19 protein-coding genes are annotated in these 19,068 nt (G+C 44.1%); 11 read left to right on the top strand and 8 right to left on the bottom strand.

All coding sequences use genetic code 11. From position 1 onward, the window contains the following. Positions 1–38 precede the first annotated feature (38 nt). The 5 genes from atpE (at position 39) to ACYPWY_RS05520 (ending at position 3,963) form a co-directional block, all read left to right on the top strand. Positions 39–287 carry an ATP synthase F0 subunit C gene (atpE, locus tag ACYPWY_RS05540; RefSeq protein WP_459684437.1) on the top strand — a complete coding sequence of 83 codons (249 nt, stop codon included), beginning with the start codon at positions 39–41 and terminating at the stop codon, positions 285–287. Positions 288–299: 12 nt separating this feature from the next. Further along, a complete protein-coding gene (gene atpF / locus ACYPWY_RS05535) occupies positions 300–800 on the top strand; it encodes a F0F1 ATP synthase subunit B (RefSeq protein WP_459684436.1) in 501 nt (166 codons plus the stop codon). Positions 801–806: 6 nt separating this feature from the next. Beyond that, positions 807–1,349, top strand: coding sequence for a F0F1 ATP synthase subunit delta (locus ACYPWY_RS05530; RefSeq protein WP_459684435.1), 543 nt, complete (start codon positions 807–809; stop codon positions 1,347–1,349). A gap of 133 nt (positions 1,350–1,482) precedes the next feature. Continuing rightward, entirely contained in the window at positions 1,483–3,060 is a 1,578-nt protein-coding gene (gene atpA, locus ACYPWY_RS05525) for a F0F1 ATP synthase subunit alpha (protein ID WP_459684434.1), read from the top strand. A gap of 15 nt (positions 3,061–3,075) precedes the next feature. Further along, positions 3,076–3,963 (top strand): F0F1 ATP synthase subunit gamma, encoded by an 888-nt coding sequence (locus ACYPWY_RS05520; protein ID WP_459684433.1) that lies wholly within the window; start codon positions 3,076–3,078, stop codon positions 3,961–3,963. 430 nt (positions 3,964–4,393) lie between these two features. Here the strand turns inward: ACYPWY_RS05520 and ACYPWY_RS05515 are convergent, their stop codons facing one another. The 3 genes from ACYPWY_RS05515 to ACYPWY_RS05505 form a co-directional block, all read right to left on the bottom strand. Next, positions 4,394–5,833 (bottom strand): carbon starvation CstA family protein, encoded by a 1,440-nt coding sequence (locus ACYPWY_RS05515; protein ID WP_459684432.1) that lies wholly within the window; start codon positions 5,831–5,833, stop codon positions 4,394–4,396. A 330-nt stretch (positions 5,834–6,163) separates the two neighbouring features. Continuing rightward, entirely contained in the window at positions 6,164–6,910 is a 747-nt protein-coding gene (gene fabG, locus ACYPWY_RS05510) for a 3-oxoacyl-[acyl-carrier-protein] reductase (RefSeq protein WP_459684431.1), read from the bottom strand. 42 nt (positions 6,911–6,952) lie between these two features. Continuing rightward, positions 6,953–7,540, bottom strand: coding sequence for a TetR/AcrR family transcriptional regulator (locus ACYPWY_RS05505; protein WP_459684430.1), 588 nt, complete (start codon positions 7,538–7,540; stop codon positions 6,953–6,955). Positions 7,541–7,819: 279 nt separating this feature from the next. Between ACYPWY_RS05505 and uvrB the strand changes: the two genes are divergently transcribed. After that, on the top strand, positions 7,820–9,838 hold the full coding sequence (gene uvrB, locus ACYPWY_RS05500) for an excinuclease ABC subunit UvrB (protein WP_459684429.1): 2,019 nt from the start codon (positions 7,820–7,822) through the stop codon (positions 9,836–9,838). Between the two features lie 12 nt (positions 9,839–9,850). Here the strand turns inward: uvrB and ACYPWY_RS05495 are convergent, their stop codons facing one another. Both ACYPWY_RS05495 and ACYPWY_RS05490 read right to left on the bottom strand, forming a co-directional pair. Further along, entirely contained in the window at positions 9,851–10,246 is a 396-nt protein-coding gene (locus tag ACYPWY_RS05495) for a helix-turn-helix domain-containing protein (protein WP_459684428.1), read from the bottom strand. Positions 10,247–10,257: 11 nt separating this feature from the next. Further along, a complete protein-coding gene (locus ACYPWY_RS05490; RefSeq protein WP_459684512.1) occupies positions 10,258–10,542 on the bottom strand; it encodes a type II toxin-antitoxin system HigB family toxin in 285 nt (94 codons plus the stop codon). A gap of 345 nt (positions 10,543–10,887) precedes the next feature. Here ACYPWY_RS05490 and ACYPWY_RS05485 point away from each other — a divergent pair, with 345 nt between their 5' ends. The 3 genes from ACYPWY_RS05485 (at position 10,888) to ACYPWY_RS05475 (ending at position 15,401) form a co-directional block, all read left to right on the top strand. Further along, positions 10,888–11,874 carry a polysaccharide deacetylase family protein gene (locus ACYPWY_RS05485; RefSeq protein WP_459684427.1) on the top strand — a complete coding sequence of 329 codons (987 nt, stop codon included), beginning with the start codon at positions 10,888–10,890 and terminating at the stop codon, positions 11,872–11,874. A gap of 127 nt (positions 11,875–12,001) precedes the next feature. After that, the gene (locus ACYPWY_RS05480) at positions 12,002–13,408 is read left to right on the top strand and encodes an MATE family efflux transporter (RefSeq protein WP_459684511.1); all 1,407 of its coding nucleotides are present in this window, start codon (positions 12,002–12,004) and stop codon (positions 13,406–13,408) included. Positions 13,409–13,457: 49 nt separating this feature from the next. Further along, positions 13,458–15,401: a TonB-dependent receptor plug domain-containing protein gene (locus tag ACYPWY_RS05475; protein WP_459684510.1), complete on the top strand. Its 1,944-nt coding sequence runs from the start codon at positions 13,458–13,460 to the stop codon at positions 15,399–15,401. 71 nt (positions 15,402–15,472) lie between these two features. Here the strand turns inward: ACYPWY_RS05475 and ACYPWY_RS05470 are convergent, their stop codons facing one another. Further along, on the bottom strand, positions 15,473–15,679 hold the full coding sequence (locus tag ACYPWY_RS05470) for a hypothetical protein (protein WP_459684426.1): 207 nt from the start codon (positions 15,677–15,679) through the stop codon (positions 15,473–15,475). A 289-nt stretch (positions 15,680–15,968) separates the two neighbouring features. Here ACYPWY_RS05470 and ACYPWY_RS05465 point away from each other — a divergent pair, with 289 nt between their 5' ends. Together ACYPWY_RS05465 and ACYPWY_RS05460 are read left to right on the top strand one after the other, a co-directional pair. Next, positions 15,969–16,283: a zinc-ribbon domain and TM2 domain-containing protein gene (locus tag ACYPWY_RS05465; RefSeq protein ID WP_459684425.1), complete on the top strand. Its 315-nt coding sequence runs from the start codon at positions 15,969–15,971 to the stop codon at positions 16,281–16,283. Continuing rightward, positions 16,252–16,578, top strand: coding sequence for a DUF2752 domain-containing protein (locus ACYPWY_RS05460; RefSeq protein WP_459684424.1), 327 nt, complete (start codon positions 16,252–16,254; stop codon positions 16,576–16,578). Before ACYPWY_RS05465 ends, ACYPWY_RS05460 begins: the two co-directional genes overlap by 32 nt. A 52-nt stretch (positions 16,579–16,630) precedes the next feature. Here ACYPWY_RS05460 and ACYPWY_RS05455 read toward each other — a convergent pair whose 3' ends face one another. Together ACYPWY_RS05455 and ACYPWY_RS05450 are read right to left on the bottom strand one after the other, a co-directional pair. Beyond that, complete coding sequence (locus ACYPWY_RS05455; protein ID WP_459684423.1) at positions 16,631–18,139, bottom strand: GH3 auxin-responsive promoter family protein; 1,509 nt, start codon at positions 18,137–18,139, stop codon at positions 16,631–16,633. Continuing rightward, entirely contained in the window at positions 18,136–18,843 is a 708-nt protein-coding gene (locus ACYPWY_RS05450; RefSeq protein WP_459684422.1) for a Crp/Fnr family transcriptional regulator, read from the bottom strand. The genes ACYPWY_RS05455 and ACYPWY_RS05450 overlap by 4 nt, the downstream gene beginning before the upstream one ends. Between the last annotated feature and the right edge of the window lie 225 nt (positions 18,844–19,068).

Genomic DNA, 19,068 nt, shown 5'->3' with positions numbered 1-19,068 from the left:
TCGAAATAAATAAATTAAATCACTAAAAATAAAAGATTATGTTACTAGCAATTTTATTACAAGCTACAGCAAGTTTTACAGGTTTAGGCGCGGCATTAGGCGCAGGTTTGGCTGCCATAGGCGCAGGTATCGGCATTGGTAAAATCGGCGGATCGGCCATGGAAGGCATCGCCCGTCAACCCGAAGCTGCCGGAGACATCCGTATGTCGATGATTATCGCCGCCGCCCTTGTAGAAGGGGTAGCCTTGTTTGCTGTTGTTGTTTGCGGATTTATCGTAAAATATTAAAAAAACTAAGCAATGGAACTATTAACGCCTGATACCGGGTTGTTATTTTGGATGCTGTTGTCGTTTGGCGCTGTATTTTTCGTACTCGCCAAGTTCGGCTTCCCTGTTATCACCAAGATGGTAGATGAACGGAAAACCTACATCGAAAAATCGTTGGATGCAGCCAGGGATGCCAATCAACAACTGGCCGAAATAAAAACAAAAAGCGAAGCCTTATTGACCGACGCCAAAAAAGAACAGGTGAAAATCTTAGCCGAGGCGGCAAGCATCCGCGACAGAATAGTGAATGAAGCCCGCGAGCAAGCCCGTGCCGAAGGTTTGAAAGAGTTGGAAGAAGTAAGAAAGCAAATACAAGCGGAAAAAGAAGACGCTATCCGCGACATTCGCCGCCAGGTAGCGGCGCTGTCGGTTGATATTGCCGAAAAAGTGCTTCGCCACGAGTTGGATAGCCAATCGAACCAAATGGCGCTGATTGAACGTTTGCTGGATGAAACTATCGTATCTAAATCTTAAAACAGTATGAATACAGGAATTATATCAATGCGTTACGCCCGGGCCTTGTTTGAGTACGCGCTGGAAAAGAAAGTGGAAGAAACATTCTTCGTGGAAATGAAGAACGTGGTTGCCGCCTACTCCGGGAATCCGAAAATACGTTCGGCCTTGGATAATCCTGTGTTGAACAGTAAGGATAAATTACGACTTATTCAGGCGGCGGCAGGCGGCAAGGCAAGCGATACCTTCGACAGTTTTGCCCGCTTATTGTTGCGCCGGAGAAGAGAAAATCACCTGCAAACCATCGCTCTCGTTTACCTCGATTTGTATCGTAAGCACAAGAACATCAATGTGGGCAAGCTGATAACAGCCACGCCGGTCAACGATGCCACCATCCAAAAGATGAAGAGCTTACTGCAAAAACAGCAAAAAGGAAGCTTGGAGTTTGAAACAAGCATAGACCCAACTATCGGAGGAGGCTTTATCCTCTTCTTCGATACATACCGTTTGGATGCAAGTGTTGCCACCCAGCTGAGGCAGATAAAGCAACAACTTACCAGTAATGGTTAAATTGACGCGAAGCGACAACAAAAGTTTTGTCATTGCGGGCTCGACCCGCAATCTCCTAACTTAAAACTTTGAACTTTTATGTACAGACGTGGCGCTCCGCGTCTCTACTTGTAACTCATAACTTAAAAAGATTATGTCTGAAAATATTAAAGCCAGTGAAGTCTCCGACGTACTGAAGATGCAACTTGAAGAAATTGAGAACCGCGTTCAGTTTGACGAAGTTGGTACGGTTCTTACGGTAGGAGACGGCGTAGCCCGGATATATGGCTTGAGAAATGCCGAATCAAACGAACTGCTTGAGTTCGACAATGGCATTAAAGCCGTGGTAATGAACCTCGAAGAAGACAACGTGGGCGCTGTATTGCTTGGACCAAGCAGCCAGATAAAAGAAGGCTATACGGTAAAGCGCACCGGACGTATTGCCTCCATCAATGTCGGCGAAGGCTTGCTGGGACGTGTTATCACGCCACTGGGCGAACCCATCGACGGCAAGGGAGAAATTACGGGCGAATTGCTGGAGATGCCGCTGGAACGTAAAGCCCCGGGGGTTATTTTCCGCCAGCCGGTTACCCAACCCCTGCAAACCGGTTTGAAAGCCATTGACGCCATGATTCCGATTGGACGCGGGCAACGCGAGTTGATTATCGGCGACCGCCAGACGGGAAAAACAGCCATTGCCATAGATACAATTATCAATCAACGAGCCAATTACGAATCGGGTAATCCTGTGTATTGTATCTACGTGGCCATTGGGCAAAAAGCCTCTACCGTAGCCAATATTATAGAAACACTGAAGAAAAGAGGCGCGCTGGATTACACGGTTGTGGTATCGGCCACTGCCGCCGAACCTGCCGCACTACAATATTTTGCCGCTTTTGCAGGCGCCGCCATCGGTGAATATTTCCGCGATACCGGTCGCCATGCCTTGGTGGTGTACGACGATTTGTCGAAACAGGCCGTTGCATACCGCGAGGTGTCGTTGATTCTGCGCCGCCCGCCGGGACGGGAAGCCTATCCGGGTGATATTTTCTACCTGCATTCGCGCTTGCTCGAACGCGCCGCAAGAATCATCACGCAACAGGAAGTGGCCGAACAAATGAACGACTTGCCCGAAAGTTTAAAAGGCAAAGTTGTTGGAGGAGGTTCGCTCACTGCCCTGCCTATCATCGAAACACAGGCAGGAGACGTATCGGCATACATCCCAACCAATGTGATTTCGATTACAGACGGACAGATATTCCTCGATGTGAACCTGTTTAATGCCGGTAACCGTCCGGCTATTGATGTGGGTATTTCGGTTTCGCGTGTGGGTGGTAGCGCCCAGACCAAAGCCATGAAAAAAGTGGCCGGAACCCTGAAAATAGATCAGGCACAGTTCCGCGAACTGGAAGCGTTTACCAAATTCGGCGGCGACCTTGACCCCGTAACGGCCTTGACCATTGATAAGGGACGTAAAAATGCCGAACTGCTGATACAACCGCAATATTCGCCCATGGCCATGGAAAAACAGGTGGCCATATTGTATTGCGGAACCAACGGATTGCTGCGGAACACCCCGCTCGAAAAAGTGCACGAATTTGAAACCGAATTTTTGAGAACGCTGGAAATGCAATACCAATCCGAAGTATTGGACGTATTGAAGAAAGGCGTTATCAATGACGATGTAACCGATATAATCAAAAAAGTGGCTGCAAACATTGTTTTGCAATAAAAAAACAAGCAAGTTATGGCATCTCTCAGGGAAGTTAAAGACAGGATAGGCTCCGTTAACAATACGCGGAAGATTACTTCGGCAATGAAGATGATAGCATCGTCGAAATTGCACAAGGCTCAGGCGGCGATAACGAGCTTTCTGCCCTATTCCGAAAAATTAAATGCGATTCTCTCCAATCTGTTATCGTCTGATACGGGATACGAATCTCCTTTTGCGCAACAACGGGATGCAAAGAAAATTGCCATTATCAGTTTCTCTTCCAATTCGAGTTTGTGCGGGGCGTTCAATGCCAATATAATAAAGGAAACGCAGGCTGTTTATGCCGAATATAAAAAGCAAACCGCCGCCGGAGATATTGAAGTGTATCCGGTAGGGAAAAAAATAGCCGAAGCGCTGAAAAAAACAGGCCTGAAAATAGAAGGCAATTATCAGGAGATGCTGGAAAAACCTGCTTACCAGCCGGTTGCCGATTTGGCATACATGCTTATCAACAAGTTTCTGAACAAGGAAATTGACAGGATTGTATTGATTTATCACCATTTTAAATCGACAGCTAGTCAGGTGATTGTGCGAAAAACCCTGCTCCCGTTCGACCTCGAAAGCGTAAAAGAAGATGCTCAGAAAAAAAGCGCCGGATACCAGTCCGATTATATCCTGGAGCCTTCGCACGACGAAATTCTGAGCAGCTTGATACCCAAAGTATTGGTTTCGGTTTTGTATGCCGCCTTGCTCGACTCGGTAGCCTCGGAACATGCCGCACGAACAATAGCCATGCAAACCGCAACAGACAATGCCGACGACCTGCTCCAACAACTGAACATACAGTACAACAAAACCCGTCAGCAATCAATCACCAACGAGTTGCTGGATATTATTGCCGGGGCCGCTGCGCTGGAATAACCTCATAAGCACGCAGATAAGGCATATTTAATGGATAAACGCAGATTATTAAATGATTGATAATCTGCGTTTTTTTGTTTAGAAAGGCGGAAAGGCTGCGCCGATTGTCCGTAGGACATCCATATCAATAGAAAACAGTTTTATCCCCTTCATAAATTGTCCGTAGGACATTCACCGATTTATCCGTGTATCCCCTACGGGGAAAATTGGTAAATCCTAATGCTATTTTCTATTGATATGGATGTCCTACGGACAATTGTCGTAAAAATAAGTGTCGTCCCCTGCGGGACGGAACGCAAATTGTACTTACCCAAATCATATAGCAATCTCACCTAATTCTCACCTCATTTATCTTACAAAACTACTTCAGTAGCAAACAGATAACGACAAGATATACCTCATTACCTCATCTATTTTATACAATTTGCCATTACTTTTCCCGCTGTTTTCTTTTCCAGAGAAAAAACCAAATAATACTGACAATCACAGCAATGCCTCCAACTGTGTATGAAACGACCGGAGATAAACCGAATCCTTCGGGAGCAATGCACAAATATGTAACACATACGTCCGTCATAAACAAGACAGGGATGAACGTAAGCCAGAAGTATTTTTTAGCGCGCCGCACCAAGTAAACGGTAATAGCCCACAGCGTAAACACCGACAAGGCTTGGTTGCACCATGCAAAATACCGCCAGATAATATTGAATCCGGCTTTATCCTGAAAACTATAAAGCAGAATACCAATCGTTACCAAAAAAATCGGCACACTGATAAGCAGCCTTTTTGAAATGGTTTTTTGCCCTATCTGGAAAAAATCGGCTATCATCAGCCGCGCCGAGCGCAAAGCCGTATCGCCGGTAGAAATAGGAGCGGCAATAATTCCCAGAATAGCTAAAATACCACCGAATACTCCCAGCCAATCTGAGGAAATAATTGTCGCCACTTTTGCGCCGGAATAGGCCATTTCTTTACCTTCTTCGATGTACATGATGCCGTTTTCGCCGAAGAAGCTGGTTGCCGCAGCCGCCCATATCAAGGCAACAATGCCTTCGGCCACCATGGCGCCGTAGAAAATGCGGCGGCCTTGCTTTTCGTGGGTCATGCATCTGGCCATCAATGGAGATTGTGTAGCATGAAATCCCGATATGGCGCCGCAGGCGATGGATACAAACATCATGGGAAAAATGGGCAAATCCAAGTGTTTTCCGGCGGTTAGTCCATCGGTCAGTTCGGGAAGCGGCGGATGATGCCAATAAAGCATAAACAAAATTCCGGCAGCCATAAACAAGAGCGCAAAGGCAAACAAGGGGTATATCTTACCGATAATCTTGTCTATCGGCAACAGAGTAGCAAGTACATAATATGCAAAAATGACAATAACCCAAAATGTAAAGTCCAACGATTTGGGCGTTAATCCGGCAAGCAATTCGGCAGGCCCCGATACAAACACAGCGCCTACCAGCACCAATAAAACCATCGTGAATACAATCATGATGCGCTTGGCATTTGTCCCCAAATAGGCGCCGATGATTTCGGACAGACTGCCTCCGTCGTGCCGCAACGACAACATACCGGACAAATAGTCGTGGGTTGCTCCGGCAACAATAGTACCGGCAACAATCCAGATATAGGAGGATATTCCGAACTGCGCTCCCATAATAGCGCCAAAAATAGGCCCTAAACCGGCAATGTTCAGGAATTGAATCATAAAAATCTTCCATCCGGGTAAAGGAATGTAGTCCACCCCATCGGGATGCGCTATGGCAGGCGTCTGGCGATTGTCCGGTTTAAATATCCGCTCAACAAATGAACCATAAATAAAATATCCGCCAATAAGCAGCAGCAAGCAAATGGTAAATGTGTACATGGTTAAACTATTAGTCAACTACAAAATTACGAATATAGTCTGCAAATAATAAATGCGTATTCATACAATTTGGTTAAATAACGCCAAACATACAAATTGAAAATGGAAAAATGTAAGGGGCTGTTCCATGGGGCTGTCTAAAAAGTCTGTCATCCCGTGCTTGACACGGGATCCCCTGAGCAAACGTGCAATGATTGTCAGGAGATTGCGGGTCGGACCCCGCAATTGGAGCGAAGCATAAATCGGCCTGAGCCAATGACAAGCTCGGGAATAAGGCTTATGAGACAGACTTATAAGACAGCCTCTTTATTCTATATATCTGATACTAAATCACATATTCATCCCGCCACAAACAGGGATGGCCTGACCCGAGACATAAGACGACAGGTCGGATGCAAGGAAAGTAGCTACATTGGCCACATCTTCGGGAGTACCTCCACGGCGAAGCGGAATTTGTTCGGCCCATTTTTGTCTTACTTCTTCCGACAGGGCGCCGGTCATTTCGGTGATAATGAATCCCGGACAAATGCAGTTTGCGCGTATTCCTCTCGAACCAAGTTCTTTAGCGATGGATTTGGCCAAGCCTATCATCCCGGCTTTCGATGCCGAATAGTTAGCTTGTCCGGCATTTCCCGAAAGACCCACCACCGAACTCATGTTGATAATGCTACCCGATTTTTGTTTCATCATAACCGGTGTCAATGCATGAATAAAATTGAACGCCGATTTCAGGTTGACGTTGATGACCATATCCCATTGTTGTTCGGTCATGCGCATCATCAGGCCGTCGCGTGTTATCCCTGCGTTATTCACAAGAACATCTACCCGGCCAAAATCTTTCACTATTTCTTCCACCACTTTGTGGGTATCATCAAAATTGGCAGCATTCGATGCGTATGCTTTTACTTTTACGCCTAAAGCGGCCAATTCGGTTTCTGTTTGTTTGGCATTGTCGTCGATAGCTAAATCGGTGAATGCAATATTGGCTCCTTCCTGAGCAAATTTAAGAGCAATAGCCTTTCCAATACCACGGGCTGCGCCGGTTACGATAGCTGTCTTTCCTTCTAATAATTTCATAATTTATTTTAATTGGTTAATTTCTTTATATAGGTTACACACTTACTTTTTGACTTTGATTCCATGAAAAATCAAAAACGAAATATTTTCGTAGCGTTTACTATCCGAATTGATGGGGTTAAACAATCCCCTGATATAGGGCAGTTCCAAGCCTCGAAGGGCATGGTGCAATATTTCTGCCGTCAGGCTCACATCCGGCATTTCCAGCGTACCTTCGTTTACGCCATCTTGAAGAATTTGTTTCAGCACCAGTACTTCTTTTTTATCGAATGCTTTACGCACATTTTGCACGCGCCAAATATCCCGAAAGAAATCGGCGCGAAGGGTGCCGTTCCGGAATACGACTTTTTTCACCGCATCCAAACGGGTATAGAAAAACAGCAGCAGTTTTTCGTCGGCAGGCAAGCGACGGGATGCAACAACCTGCAACTCCTTATACATGGCCTCAATTTCCGACTCGACTACAGCCTGATAAACCTCGTTTTTATTATTGAAATAGGTGTATAACGTGCGCCGTCCTTTGTGGGATGAGATGGCAATGTCGTTCATGGTTGTGTTATCCACACCCAGCTTCGCAAAAAGCTGCCGTGCAACTTCAACAAGCATATTCCGTGTCTTCGAGATTGCCATAATTTTTAAAAAATTGCACAAGGTTTATAATGACTGTGCAAAAATAACAATAATTAAGCGAAAAACGAAAAACGATAGGGCAAACGCATGAAAAATTTTACGGCTTATGCCTTTCGGTAAAGTTGCTGATATGAGCAGGAGTAGCTTATTTGCGTAAATTTGTGTAATTCGCGTAATCTGCGCAATTTGCGTTCCTATACCTCGTGTTCTCCGTGTTCGGATATTTATCCCACACACATTTCCGTTATGTTCCATAAAAATTAGTATATTTGTAAAGTTATGGATTTTGAACTGACTTCGTCATATAAACCCACAGGCGATCAGCCCGCTGCTATAAAGGCTTTGGTGGAAGGAATAAATGATAATATTCCTTTCCAGACTTTGTTGGGTGTAACCGGCTCGGGTAAAACCTTTACCATTGCGAATGTTATTCAGCAGGTGAAAAAGCCGACTCTTGTTCTTAGCCACAATAAAACCTTGGCCGCCCAACTTTACAGCGAGTTTAAAGGCTTTTTCCCCAGCAATGCCGTCGAATATTTTGTTTCGTATTACGATTATTACCAGCCGGAAGCCTATATTCCATCCACAAACACCTACATCGAAAAAGACCTGTCGATAAACGATGAGATTGAAAAATTGCGTTTGGCCACCACTTCTTCCCTGCTTTCGGGACGAAGGGATATTATTGCTGTATCGTCGGTTTCGTGTCTGTACGGAATGGGTAATCCCGAAGATTTTAATAGTACTACAATTTCGATAAAGATTGGGCAGAAGTTGGTGCGTGATGTTTTCCTCCGATCGTTGGTCGATTGTTTGTACTCGAGAAATGAGGTGGAGCTGAATAGCGGAAATTTCAGAGTAAAGGGCGACACAATAGACGTTTTTCTGGCTTATGGCGATGTTATTATAAGAATCGTTTTCTGGGGTGATGAAATAGAAAGCATTGAAAGTATAGACCCTGCCAGCGGTATAACCATCGAGCGCTTTCAGGAATACTGCATTTATCCGGCCAATTTGTTTGTAACCACCAAAGAACGTACGGTACGCGCTATTGGCGAAATAGAAATTGATTTGGGCAAGCAGGTAGAGTTTCTCCAGTCGATAGGTAAAGCCTTGGAAGCTAAACGACTGTACGAAAGGGTTACTTACGATTTGGAAATGATACGCGAGGTGGGCTATTGTTCGGGCATCGAGAATTATTCGCGCTACTTCGACAACCGCGCTCCGGGTACGCGTCCGTTCTGCTTGCTCGATTTCTTTCCCCGCGACTTCTTGCTTGTTGTGGATGAAAGCCATGTTACGGTACCACAAATCAGAGCCATGTACGGTGGCGACCACTCGCGGAAAGAAAATCTGGTGGAATACGGGTTTCGTTTACCGGCGGCAATAGATAACCGTCCGCTGAAATTTGAAGAATTTGAGGCGATTGTATCCCAATCAATTTATGTCAGCGCTACACCTGCCGATTACGAATTGATAAAATCGGAAGGAATAGTGGTTGAGCAGCTTATCCGCCCGACCGGTTTGCTCGACCCTCCGATTGATGTAAGGCCAAGTCTGAACCAGATTGACGATTTGATGGAAGAAATTCAGCTGCGAATTGAAAAAGATGAACGTGTATTGGTAACAACCCTCACCAAACGGATGGCGGAAGAACTAACTAGATATTTGGCAAATAGTGATATACGTTGCAACTACATACACTCGGACGTAGATACGCTCGACAGGGTGCAGATAATGGATGATTTGCGCAACGGGCTCTTCGATGTATTGATTGGCGTTAACTTGTTGCGCGAGGGCCTCGATTTGCCGGAAGTATCATTGGTCGCCATTCTGGATGCCGATAAGGAAGGATTTCTCCGTTCGCATCGCTCGTTAACGCAAACCGTAGGACGCGCTGCCCGCAATATAAACGGGAAAGTGATTTTTTATGCCGACAGAATTACCGAAAGTATGCGGTTGACAATTAATGAAACCAATCGGCGGCGCGAGAAGCAATTGGCTTATAACGAAGCAAATGGCATTGTTCCGCAGCAAATACAGAAAGGCAGGAATTCGGTACTGAATTTGGGTAACCGGCTGGATAAATCCGGTGCACAAGCCTATAGCGAACCCGAATTTATGTCTATCGCATCTACGCCTAAAGCTCAGTATATGAGTGTAGATGAAATAAAGAAAGCAATAGAAAAAAGCAAAAAACTAATGAAAGAGGCCGCCAAAAAAATGGAATTTTTTGAGGCAGCACAATACCGGGACGAAATCATTCGCTTGGAGGATTTGCTGGGGAGTAAGAAATAGAAGAACGGTTGATTAGCAAATTAACTGTTTTTTTATTTTAGCTTCGGATACCCCCAAAGCAATATTCGCGCTTATACCAAGTTTCTCGCAGATAATTCGGGCTATTCTTAATGTTGGTTCCTTTCCGGTCATATATTCACTAATTCTTGAAGGAGTAACGCCTATAAGTTTAGCTAGCTGATTCTGATTCAGATTAAGTTCGTACATTCTGAGCCTTATAATATCAGATAACGAAGGTGTGTTTATTGGGTAGTTTTGCTGTTCGTATTCTTCTATCAGAGTAGATAAAAATTCCAATTCAATAGCTTCAGGAATAGTGTCGAAATTTTCGTCGCTTACTACTTCCAATAATTCGTCTATCCTTTTTGTGATAGCACGATATTCTTTATTGTTGCTAATTGATTTCATAAGTTTAATAATTAAACTGTTGAACAATCTTTTATCTTATCATATTCGGCATGAGTTCCTATAAATCGAATATATACAAACTTCGGAACAAATAAAACGATAGCTACTAACCGATAAGTGTTCCCTTTTATATTAAAGATATATCGCTTGTTTCCAACTGCATCCACACTGTTAAAGGTGTTCTTCATATCTGTAAAATTTGCCCATTGCGATTCTTCGGTTTTTGTAAACCAGTCTTCCAAGGCGCTCTCAGAATCTGGATGTTCATTATAATATTCAACTAACGTTTTATATATGAAATCCTCATGTCCTTTTAACTATTTATACAAATATACCTCTTTATTTCCGATAAACAAAATAAAATCACAAAAATAATAGGGCAGGGCAACCCTTTAAAACCCACAAAGGTTATGATTATTACCAAGAACTGGATTGTGGACACGGGCGTATTGAAACACGTAAATGCTCTATTTACGGGCAGAAAATTATATTAGTGATGAAAACACGGATAAGGCTCGTTATTATAATTCTCTGGTTAGGGATCTCTGGTCTATTGAAAATAGTCTGCATATAGTTACAAAAACTGTCTTTTTCAAAAAAAGAAAAACTATCTTTGCTCAATCGAAAATAACAATGGAAAGATGAAACAGTGGTATTTATATATTCTTGTTGCCTGTTGCTTTGTTTCGCAGGCCGCTGCACAAACAGAGCTTATACGGATTGCAAAATACAAAGATGATAAGGCCGGAGCGGTAAGTTATACTTTTGACGATGGTTCGCGTAACCAGTACCTGATAGCGGCTCCCATTTTGGAACGGCAGCGGATAACGGCAACATTCTTTATTGTTGCGGGCGAAGTAGCGACAAGCATTGAGGATGCCGAAAGCCGAAAGCCCGGCGTTTGGAACTGCGCCACTTGGGACGAAATTCGCTCATTGGCAGCTAAGGGTTTTGAAATTGCGAATCATACGCTCCGACACAAGAATCTGGTTATTAGCGTAAAAGATTTGGCGGAGGCGGAGGCGGAAATTGAGGAAGGCGCCGACAGGATAAAGAAAGAAGTGGGTGTTTTCCCTGTTTCGTTTTGTTATCCGTACAACAGTCGCAACGAGGAGGTTGAAAAACTCGTGCTGAAACGCCATGCCGTAGCTCGAAATTTTGAACGGGGAATTGGGAAGCGCGACACAACGACAGTCGCAGTCAACTTGTGGATTGATGGCCTAATCACTAAAAAGGATTGGGGCGTAGCTATGATACATGGCCTGGTCGATGGCTTCGACCCGCTCAATCCCGAAATTTTTGAAGAGCATTTGAAATATACAAAAAGCAAAGAGCAGGATTTGTGGATTGATACTTTTGGCAACATCGGATGCTACATACAAGAACGGGAGAATACTCAAATCCGCCTGATTAAACAATCGAAAAATAGCCTGATCTTTTCTTTGGACACCGGTTTGGACAGCGAATTGTTCAAAGCGCCGTTAACCATTATTATTCGGGCGCCGGGAGCCACTAAAGCCGTTGCCGGTAGCGGCAAAATAAAATCCATTCCAACGCTTGTAAAGGACGGTGAAATTTGGCTCAATTGTTTGCCGGACGGTAAACCTGTTACGGTTAAATGGAAATAAGTTCTTATTTTTCACCTACAATTTGCGCCCGTATAAATGCTATTAATTCCCCAAAAACTATTATTTTCATAAAAAGAAAAAGTATCTTTGCATGGTCATAAAAAAGGAAGAAAAGGATAGAATTGCAATGGGAAATTCGGTGAATGTTATTGAGCTTGGGAACGGAAAAACGAGTACGCTTTTATGGAAATATGCCTTGCCTGCCATTGTAGGCACCATGGTAAATTCATTGTATAATATTATCGACCGTATTTTTATCGGGCATTGGGTAGGCGATGACGCCCTGTCGGCATTGGGTATTGTGTTGCCGATTATGAACCTGACTGCGGCAGTAGGTATGCTGGTAGGAGCCGGTTCGGCCAGCCGCATATCCATCAGCTTGGGCGAAAAGGACAAGGAAACCGCCGAGAAAATAGCCGGAACCTCCTTCTTAATGACCTTGGCCTTGAGCGGATTTGTCATCGCTCTGTTGCTTCTGTTTTTGAAGCCGGTCTTGCTATTTGCCGGTGCAAGCGATGCCACGTTGCCATACGCCTACGATTTCCTGATTATATTTTTGCCGGGGAATCTTTTCCTGGCGCTGTGTTTTAACTTCAACAATATGATGCGGGCATCGGGCTATCCGTTCAAAGCCATGATGACGATGCTTATCAGCGTAATTGCCAACATTATATTAGCCCCTATTTTCATCAAATGGCTGGGCTGGGGAATACAGGGCGCTGCCGTTGCTACTTTTTTGGCGATGGTTATCGGTTTTGCTTTTGTGATGCACCATTTCATCAATGCCAACAGCTTTATCCGCCTGCGTTTAAAATATATTTTCGGACATGTCGAAGGTAAAATTATCTGGGCGATTGCCTCTATTGGGATGTCTCCGTTTTTGATGCAGATTGCCGCTTCGGCTATTGTGTTCCTTATTATAGCCCAATTGAGACGATTTGCCGGTGGCGACACTCATGCAGGCGATGTAGCCATAGGCGCTTACACGATTGCCAATACGCTGATAATGCTTATTGTAATGGTTGTGATTGGTTTAACACAAGGTATGCAACCCATTGTAGGATACAATTACGGGGCAAAAAATTATTCGCGGGTGAAGGATACACTCATCTATACCATAAAAGTGGGTGTGTGTATCACCACTTTCGGCTTTGCGCTGGGCTTTTTCTTCCCCAATGTGTTTGTCAGCATATTCGGGCCCGGAGAGCTTTTGGCAGAAGAATCGGCCAATGCCCTGCGTTATATTATTCTGGCATTTCCATTGGCCGGATTCCAGATAGTGGTAACAAACTTTTTTCAATCCATCGGGATGGCCGGAAAATCAATATTTTTAAGCCTTACCCGTCAGTTCCTGTTCCTGATACCGTTTTTGTTTTTCCTCCCACAAATTTTCGGACTAAATGGCGTCTGGCTCTCGATGCCGGCATCCGATTTGCTGGCAACAATAACAACGGCAGTACTGTTGGCATTTCAAATACGCGCCTTTAAGCGGATGGAAAAAGAGGGGTTAATGGTTAAATCGGACGAAAGGTAAATATTAAACAAAAGATTCAGTGAAAATAGCTATCATTTTGTTTGTGGCAATGGCTGTATGTGGCCTTGCACAAGCTCAGGACAAATTTCCGGCAACCAGGGAGGCTGCCGATACAACGCAGATTATCACTTCGGAACTCGAAGAGATTGTAATTTCCTCCACCCGCAGTACCCGTACAATCGAAAATATTCCTACACGAATGGAATTTATCGGTGGCGAAGAATTAGAAGAAAAAGGAAATATGAAACCCGGCGATATTCGTATGCTATTGAACGAAAGTACCGGTATTCAAACGCAACAAACCTCGCCCATTTCGGCCAATGCCTCCATACGGATACAGGGACTGGACGGACGATATACACAAATCCTCAAAGACGGCTTCCCCATCTATTCGGGTGCGGCAAGCGGACTGGGACTGTTGCAGATTCCACCGCTCGACCTGAAACAAGTTGAAATTATCAAAGGTTCGTCATCCACGCTCTACGGTGGCGGGGCGATTGCGGGATTGGTAAACCTGATTTCCAAAACGCCGGCAGAAGAACGAGAGTTGAGCTTTCAGTTGAATGGAACTTCAGCCCTGGGGCTTGACCTCAACGGTTTTTATTCCCAACGCTTCGAGAAAGTGGGTGTAACGTTGTTCGCTTCGCGCAACAGTACCCGGGCATACGACCCTGCGGATATTGACCTGTCCGCCATTCCCAAAGTGGAGCGATATGTCGTCAATCCGCGCTTATTTGTTTATTTCGACGAAAAAACCACCTTGGATTTTGGGCTAAACACCGCATTTGAAAACCGCTTAGGAGGCGATATGCACTATGTTAAAGGCGAACGGAATGATGAACACAGTTATTTTGAGGACAACGATACAAAACGTGTCAGCACGCAACTTTCTCTCGAACATCAACTCAATAATCAATCGAAGTTGGCTTTTCGCACTAGTTACAGCTATTTTGACAGAACTATTTCTGTCCCCGGTTATACCTTTGACGGTCGCCAGAATGGAACATTTTCCGAAATTAATTACCTCCGGACAGGCGAAACTACCGAATGGGTAGCAGGCGGTAATCTGTGGACGGATAATTTCTCGGAAAATAAATTAACGGATTTACCTGCACGAAATTACAATCAAATCACCAGCGGATTATTTGTACAAAACACTACGCAAGTGAGTGATTGGTTTAGTGTTGAAAGCGGTTTGCGTGGCGATTATATTATAGACTACGGATTTGCTTTGCTGCCTCGCGTTTCGGGCTTGTTCAAAATCAATAACAAACTCACATCCCGTATTGGTGGCGGATTGGGATACAAAACGCCAACTATTTTCACCGAAGAAAGCGAGCGGATACAGTATCAACACGTTTTACCGGTAAACAGCGAGTTTAACAAATTGGAACGCAGTTACGGCGTAAATGCCGATGTGAATTACCGCACAGCTATCGGAGAGGTGTCTTTATCGCTCAATCAACTCTTTTTTTATACTTACTTGAATAATCCCTTGATGCTAAATCCGTTGCAGGACGGTAATTTTCAATTTCAGAATATCAACGGGCACACCGGTACAAAAGGAGCCGAAACCAATATTAAAATCCGCTACGAGGACTTCATGCTTTTTATTGGTTATACCTATACCGATACGCGAGTGAGTGAAAACGGCGCCCGCTATCAAAATCCCTTAACATCTAAACATCGCCTGAACAACATTCTTATGTACGAAATAGAGGATAGTTGGAAAATCGGATTGGAGGCCTATTATTACAGCCCTCAAAAGCTGAATGACGGTGCAAACGGAAAAGCCTATTGGATTTGCGGAGCAATGATAGAAAAAATCTGGGAACGCTTCTCGGTCTATGCCAATTTCGAGAATTTTACGGATACGCGACAAACACGCTTCGACAGCATTTATACAGGGACAGTTACAAATCCGGTGTTCAGAGATATTTACGCCCCCTTGGATGGTTTTGTAGTAAACATGGGATTGAAAATAAAACTTTAGCGGGTAGAATAGTTTAGTCGAAAACTCGTTTATATCCAAAAATGATAGACAGGGCAAATGCATGAAAAATTTTAGTACTTATGCCTTTCGGTAAAGTGGCTGATATGAGCAGGAGATTCCTCCCTTTGGTCGGAATGACTGTCTCCTTTTTGGGAGAGGGGATGGGGAAGCGGCGGCGAAGCCGCCACTTCCCCATCCCTTAAACCACTAACAGGCGAGTCATTCCGACCAAAGGGAGGAATCTCATCCGTAACAGTAGTACTAAATTTTTCATGCATTTGCCCTGAAATGATAGAGAATCCACCTTCTTAAAAGATAAATTTGTTATAGATATTGTTTAAAGCTATAACTTTTGTTATCTTTACCGCAATTCAACAATCAATAATTTGATTGGAGAAGTCCTTAATCTGATTGACGAAAGCGTTTAAGATATTATTTCTGTTGGTGTACTTGCAAACTTGGCTAGAACCGATGGGCAATAAATGTTAATGACAGTTCCTGCGCTTTTCTTATTTTTGATAATGCCAAACGGAGAGGAACAGGGAGGCACATAAACAACTTATTATTATGTATTGTCCAAATTGTGGAGCAGAAGTTTCTGAGAAAGCGGTTATTTGTGTAAAATGTGGCGTAAGCCTGAAGGGAGGTAACTTCGCCGGAAATTCATCCGATGCTGAGGGGAAAGATTGGCTGACAACATTGTTGTTATGTATTTTTCTTGGATATTTGGGGATTCACCGTTTTTACACAAAAAGTACAGCTATTGGGGTAGTTCAATTACTCACATTGGGTGGTTGTGGCATCTGGGCGCTTATTGATTTTATCATGATTCTGACTGGAAGCTACAAAGATGGCGATGGCAATTACCTGGTTAAGAAGTAAACGATTGAACCAACAAATAAATGGTGTTGCTCTCCTTTCAACACCATTTATCTTTCATTTCATCCCCGTTCATTGGCTGAATGGAGAACATACAATTTGTTTGATTAAGAATATCTTTGGTCGGGATTGTTATGGTTGTGGTATTACTCGAGCTGTATTATCCGTATTACATTTCGATTTTTACGGCGCCTTTAACTACAATAAATTAATCGTAATTGTATTCCCATTACTCGTTTACATTTGGGCAAAGGCATTAATAAAATCATGGAATAATCTTGTCCGGTCGGATGCGTAATCTGCGTCATTTGCGTTCCCATATTTCGTGTCCTCTGTGCCGGATAGTTGTTTTAGGGAAGACGAAGAAACTCCCTCAATCTATCAATATAATCGCGATTATTGGAAAGGCGTGGCACTTTGTTTTGCCCGCCGATTTTGTTTATCGACTCTTGCCAGCGAAGGAACGAGCCTTTGGGCAGGCTTCTTACAACGGGCGCTTGCAACGACAGGTTATACGAGCGTTTTGCTTCGTAGTCGGAATTTGTTTTTTTGAGACATTCGTCCAGTATCCGGGCAAAGTCTTCCAAGTTTGAGGGGGCTGTTTCAAACTCAATCAGCCATTCGTGCGCTCCGGTGTTGTTGTCGCCGAAATAAATGGGGGCGGCGGTGTATTCGGTTATTTGTGCCGAGGTTTGTTGGCAGGTTTCCCTCAAGGCTTTTTCGGCATTGTCGATAATCAGTTCTTCGCCAAAAGCGTTGATAAAGCTCTTTGTGCGTCCGGTAATCTTTATCAGGTAGGGATTGGTTGATGTAAACTCAATGGTATCGCCAATCATATACCGCCACAGGCCGCCGTTGGTAGTTATCACGATGGCATAATTCTGACCGGTTTGCACCTCATCGAGGGTTAAGGTTCGGGGATGTTCGGCCTCCCATTCGCTCATGGGGATAAATTCGTAGTAAGTGCTGTGGTTGAGCATCAGGAGCATGTCCTTTGATTGATGCGAATATTGCACGCCAAAAAATCCTTCCGAAGCATTGTAAGTCTCCCAGTAATTCATGCCGGGCTTGTTGATGAGCTTCTTGTACTGCTCCTCGAATGGGGTAAAGCTCACTCCGCCATGGAAAAACACTTCGAGGTTTGGCCACAATTCGGTCAGTTCTTTTTCCGACCCGGCTTTTATTTTCTTCAACAGAATCAGCAGCCACGAAGGTACGCCCATAAAAGCCCGAATATCGTGCCTGATGGAATAATCGGTAAGGGCTTTCAGTTTTTCTTCCCAGTCGGGCAGGAGCGATATGTTTTCGGGGGTGCGTCCGATCCTGGCCCATGGCAACAGGTTTTTGGTAAGGATAGCCGAAATATCGCCGGTGAATATGCCCTCGCCAATGTTATTTATCTGCTGACTGCCTCCCAACACCAGCGTCTTCCCCAGAAAAAAGCGGGCGCCGGGATTTTCCTTTCCGTAAATGGCAAGCATCTGTTCGCCGCATTTGTAGTGGCCTTTGCTGAGGGATTCATCCGTTACGGGAATGTATTTGCTTTTATCCCCGGTTGTTCCCGACGACATGGCAAACCACTTCACAGGCTTGTCCCACAATATATTCTGTTGTTTGTCGATGATTATTTTGTCGAGGTAGGGCCTCAGGTCTTCATAGCGAAACAGGGGAAGTTTGTTTCTGAAATCGTCTTTGTTCTTTATCGAAGCAAAGTTGTGTTCGGTCCCTATCAAGGTATTTTTAGCTCTTCCGAGCAACTGCTGTAGTATTTTTGATTGAACCTCTACCGGTCGCCTGATAAAAGCGTCAACTTCCCGGTATTTAAAGTCGAGGTATTTGTGGAAAATCCGGGCTATCATCCGATTTTGCTGATTTTACGCAACTGGTCGTCGTCTATAATTTTTATTTTTCGCCCGTCTAATGTAATGATGTGCTCATCAACAAAATTGGATAACGTTCGGATAGCGTTTGAGGTTGTCATATTCGATAAATTGGCGAGGTCTTCGCGCGAGAGGTATATGCTGATTGTGGCGCCGTCTTCTTCCAGCCCGTAGTTGTCCATCAAAAATATAAGCGATTCGGCCAACCGTCCCCGGATGTGTTTTTGCGTGAGGTTGACCACCCGTTCGTCGGCAATGCCCAGGTCGGTAGCCAGTTCCTTTATAAAAAACAGCGCCAGTTTAGAGTTTGTTGTAACCAGCTTTTCGATAACCTTCATGGGGATGAAGCAGATAGTTGAAGCCTCGAAAGCGGCGGCGGCAGTAACGTATGGTTCGTTGGCAAAATAGGCTCTGTACCCAAAATGCTGCACCGGCCTGATCATCCGTATAATCTGACTTCTTCCGCCTACGCCATTTTTGTATATCTTGACTTTCCCTTTCAGCAGGCACATCAAATCTTTTGGCGTCTCTTCTTCGTAATAGATTACTTCGTTTTTCTTAAACTCAAGAATCTTGGCGGTTGAAGATATTTCAGCCCGCCCCTTATTATCCAAAAGTTCCCACATCTCGGGGATGCTTGATGATAAAAAAGATATATCAACCAAATTACTTTCTCTTACCATATTGTATTACAAAAACAACTAGTATTGTATAGCGGGTACAAAGTTATTATTTATTTCAGATAATTACTAATAAATGTGTTCTTTAACTATGTTTTAAAATAGTTTAAACGAAAAACCGGCGATGTAGCCGATTGTTCCGGTAGCTAAAAGTTGAAGTAGGGGAAATATTTTAACCGGTTATTCAATATAATTTATTAGATTTGTTGGGCGATATAGATTCCAGGT

Source organism: Viscerimonas tarda (genome assembly GCF_054601255.1).
This window is presented reverse-complemented; position numbering and strand designations above follow the sequence as displayed.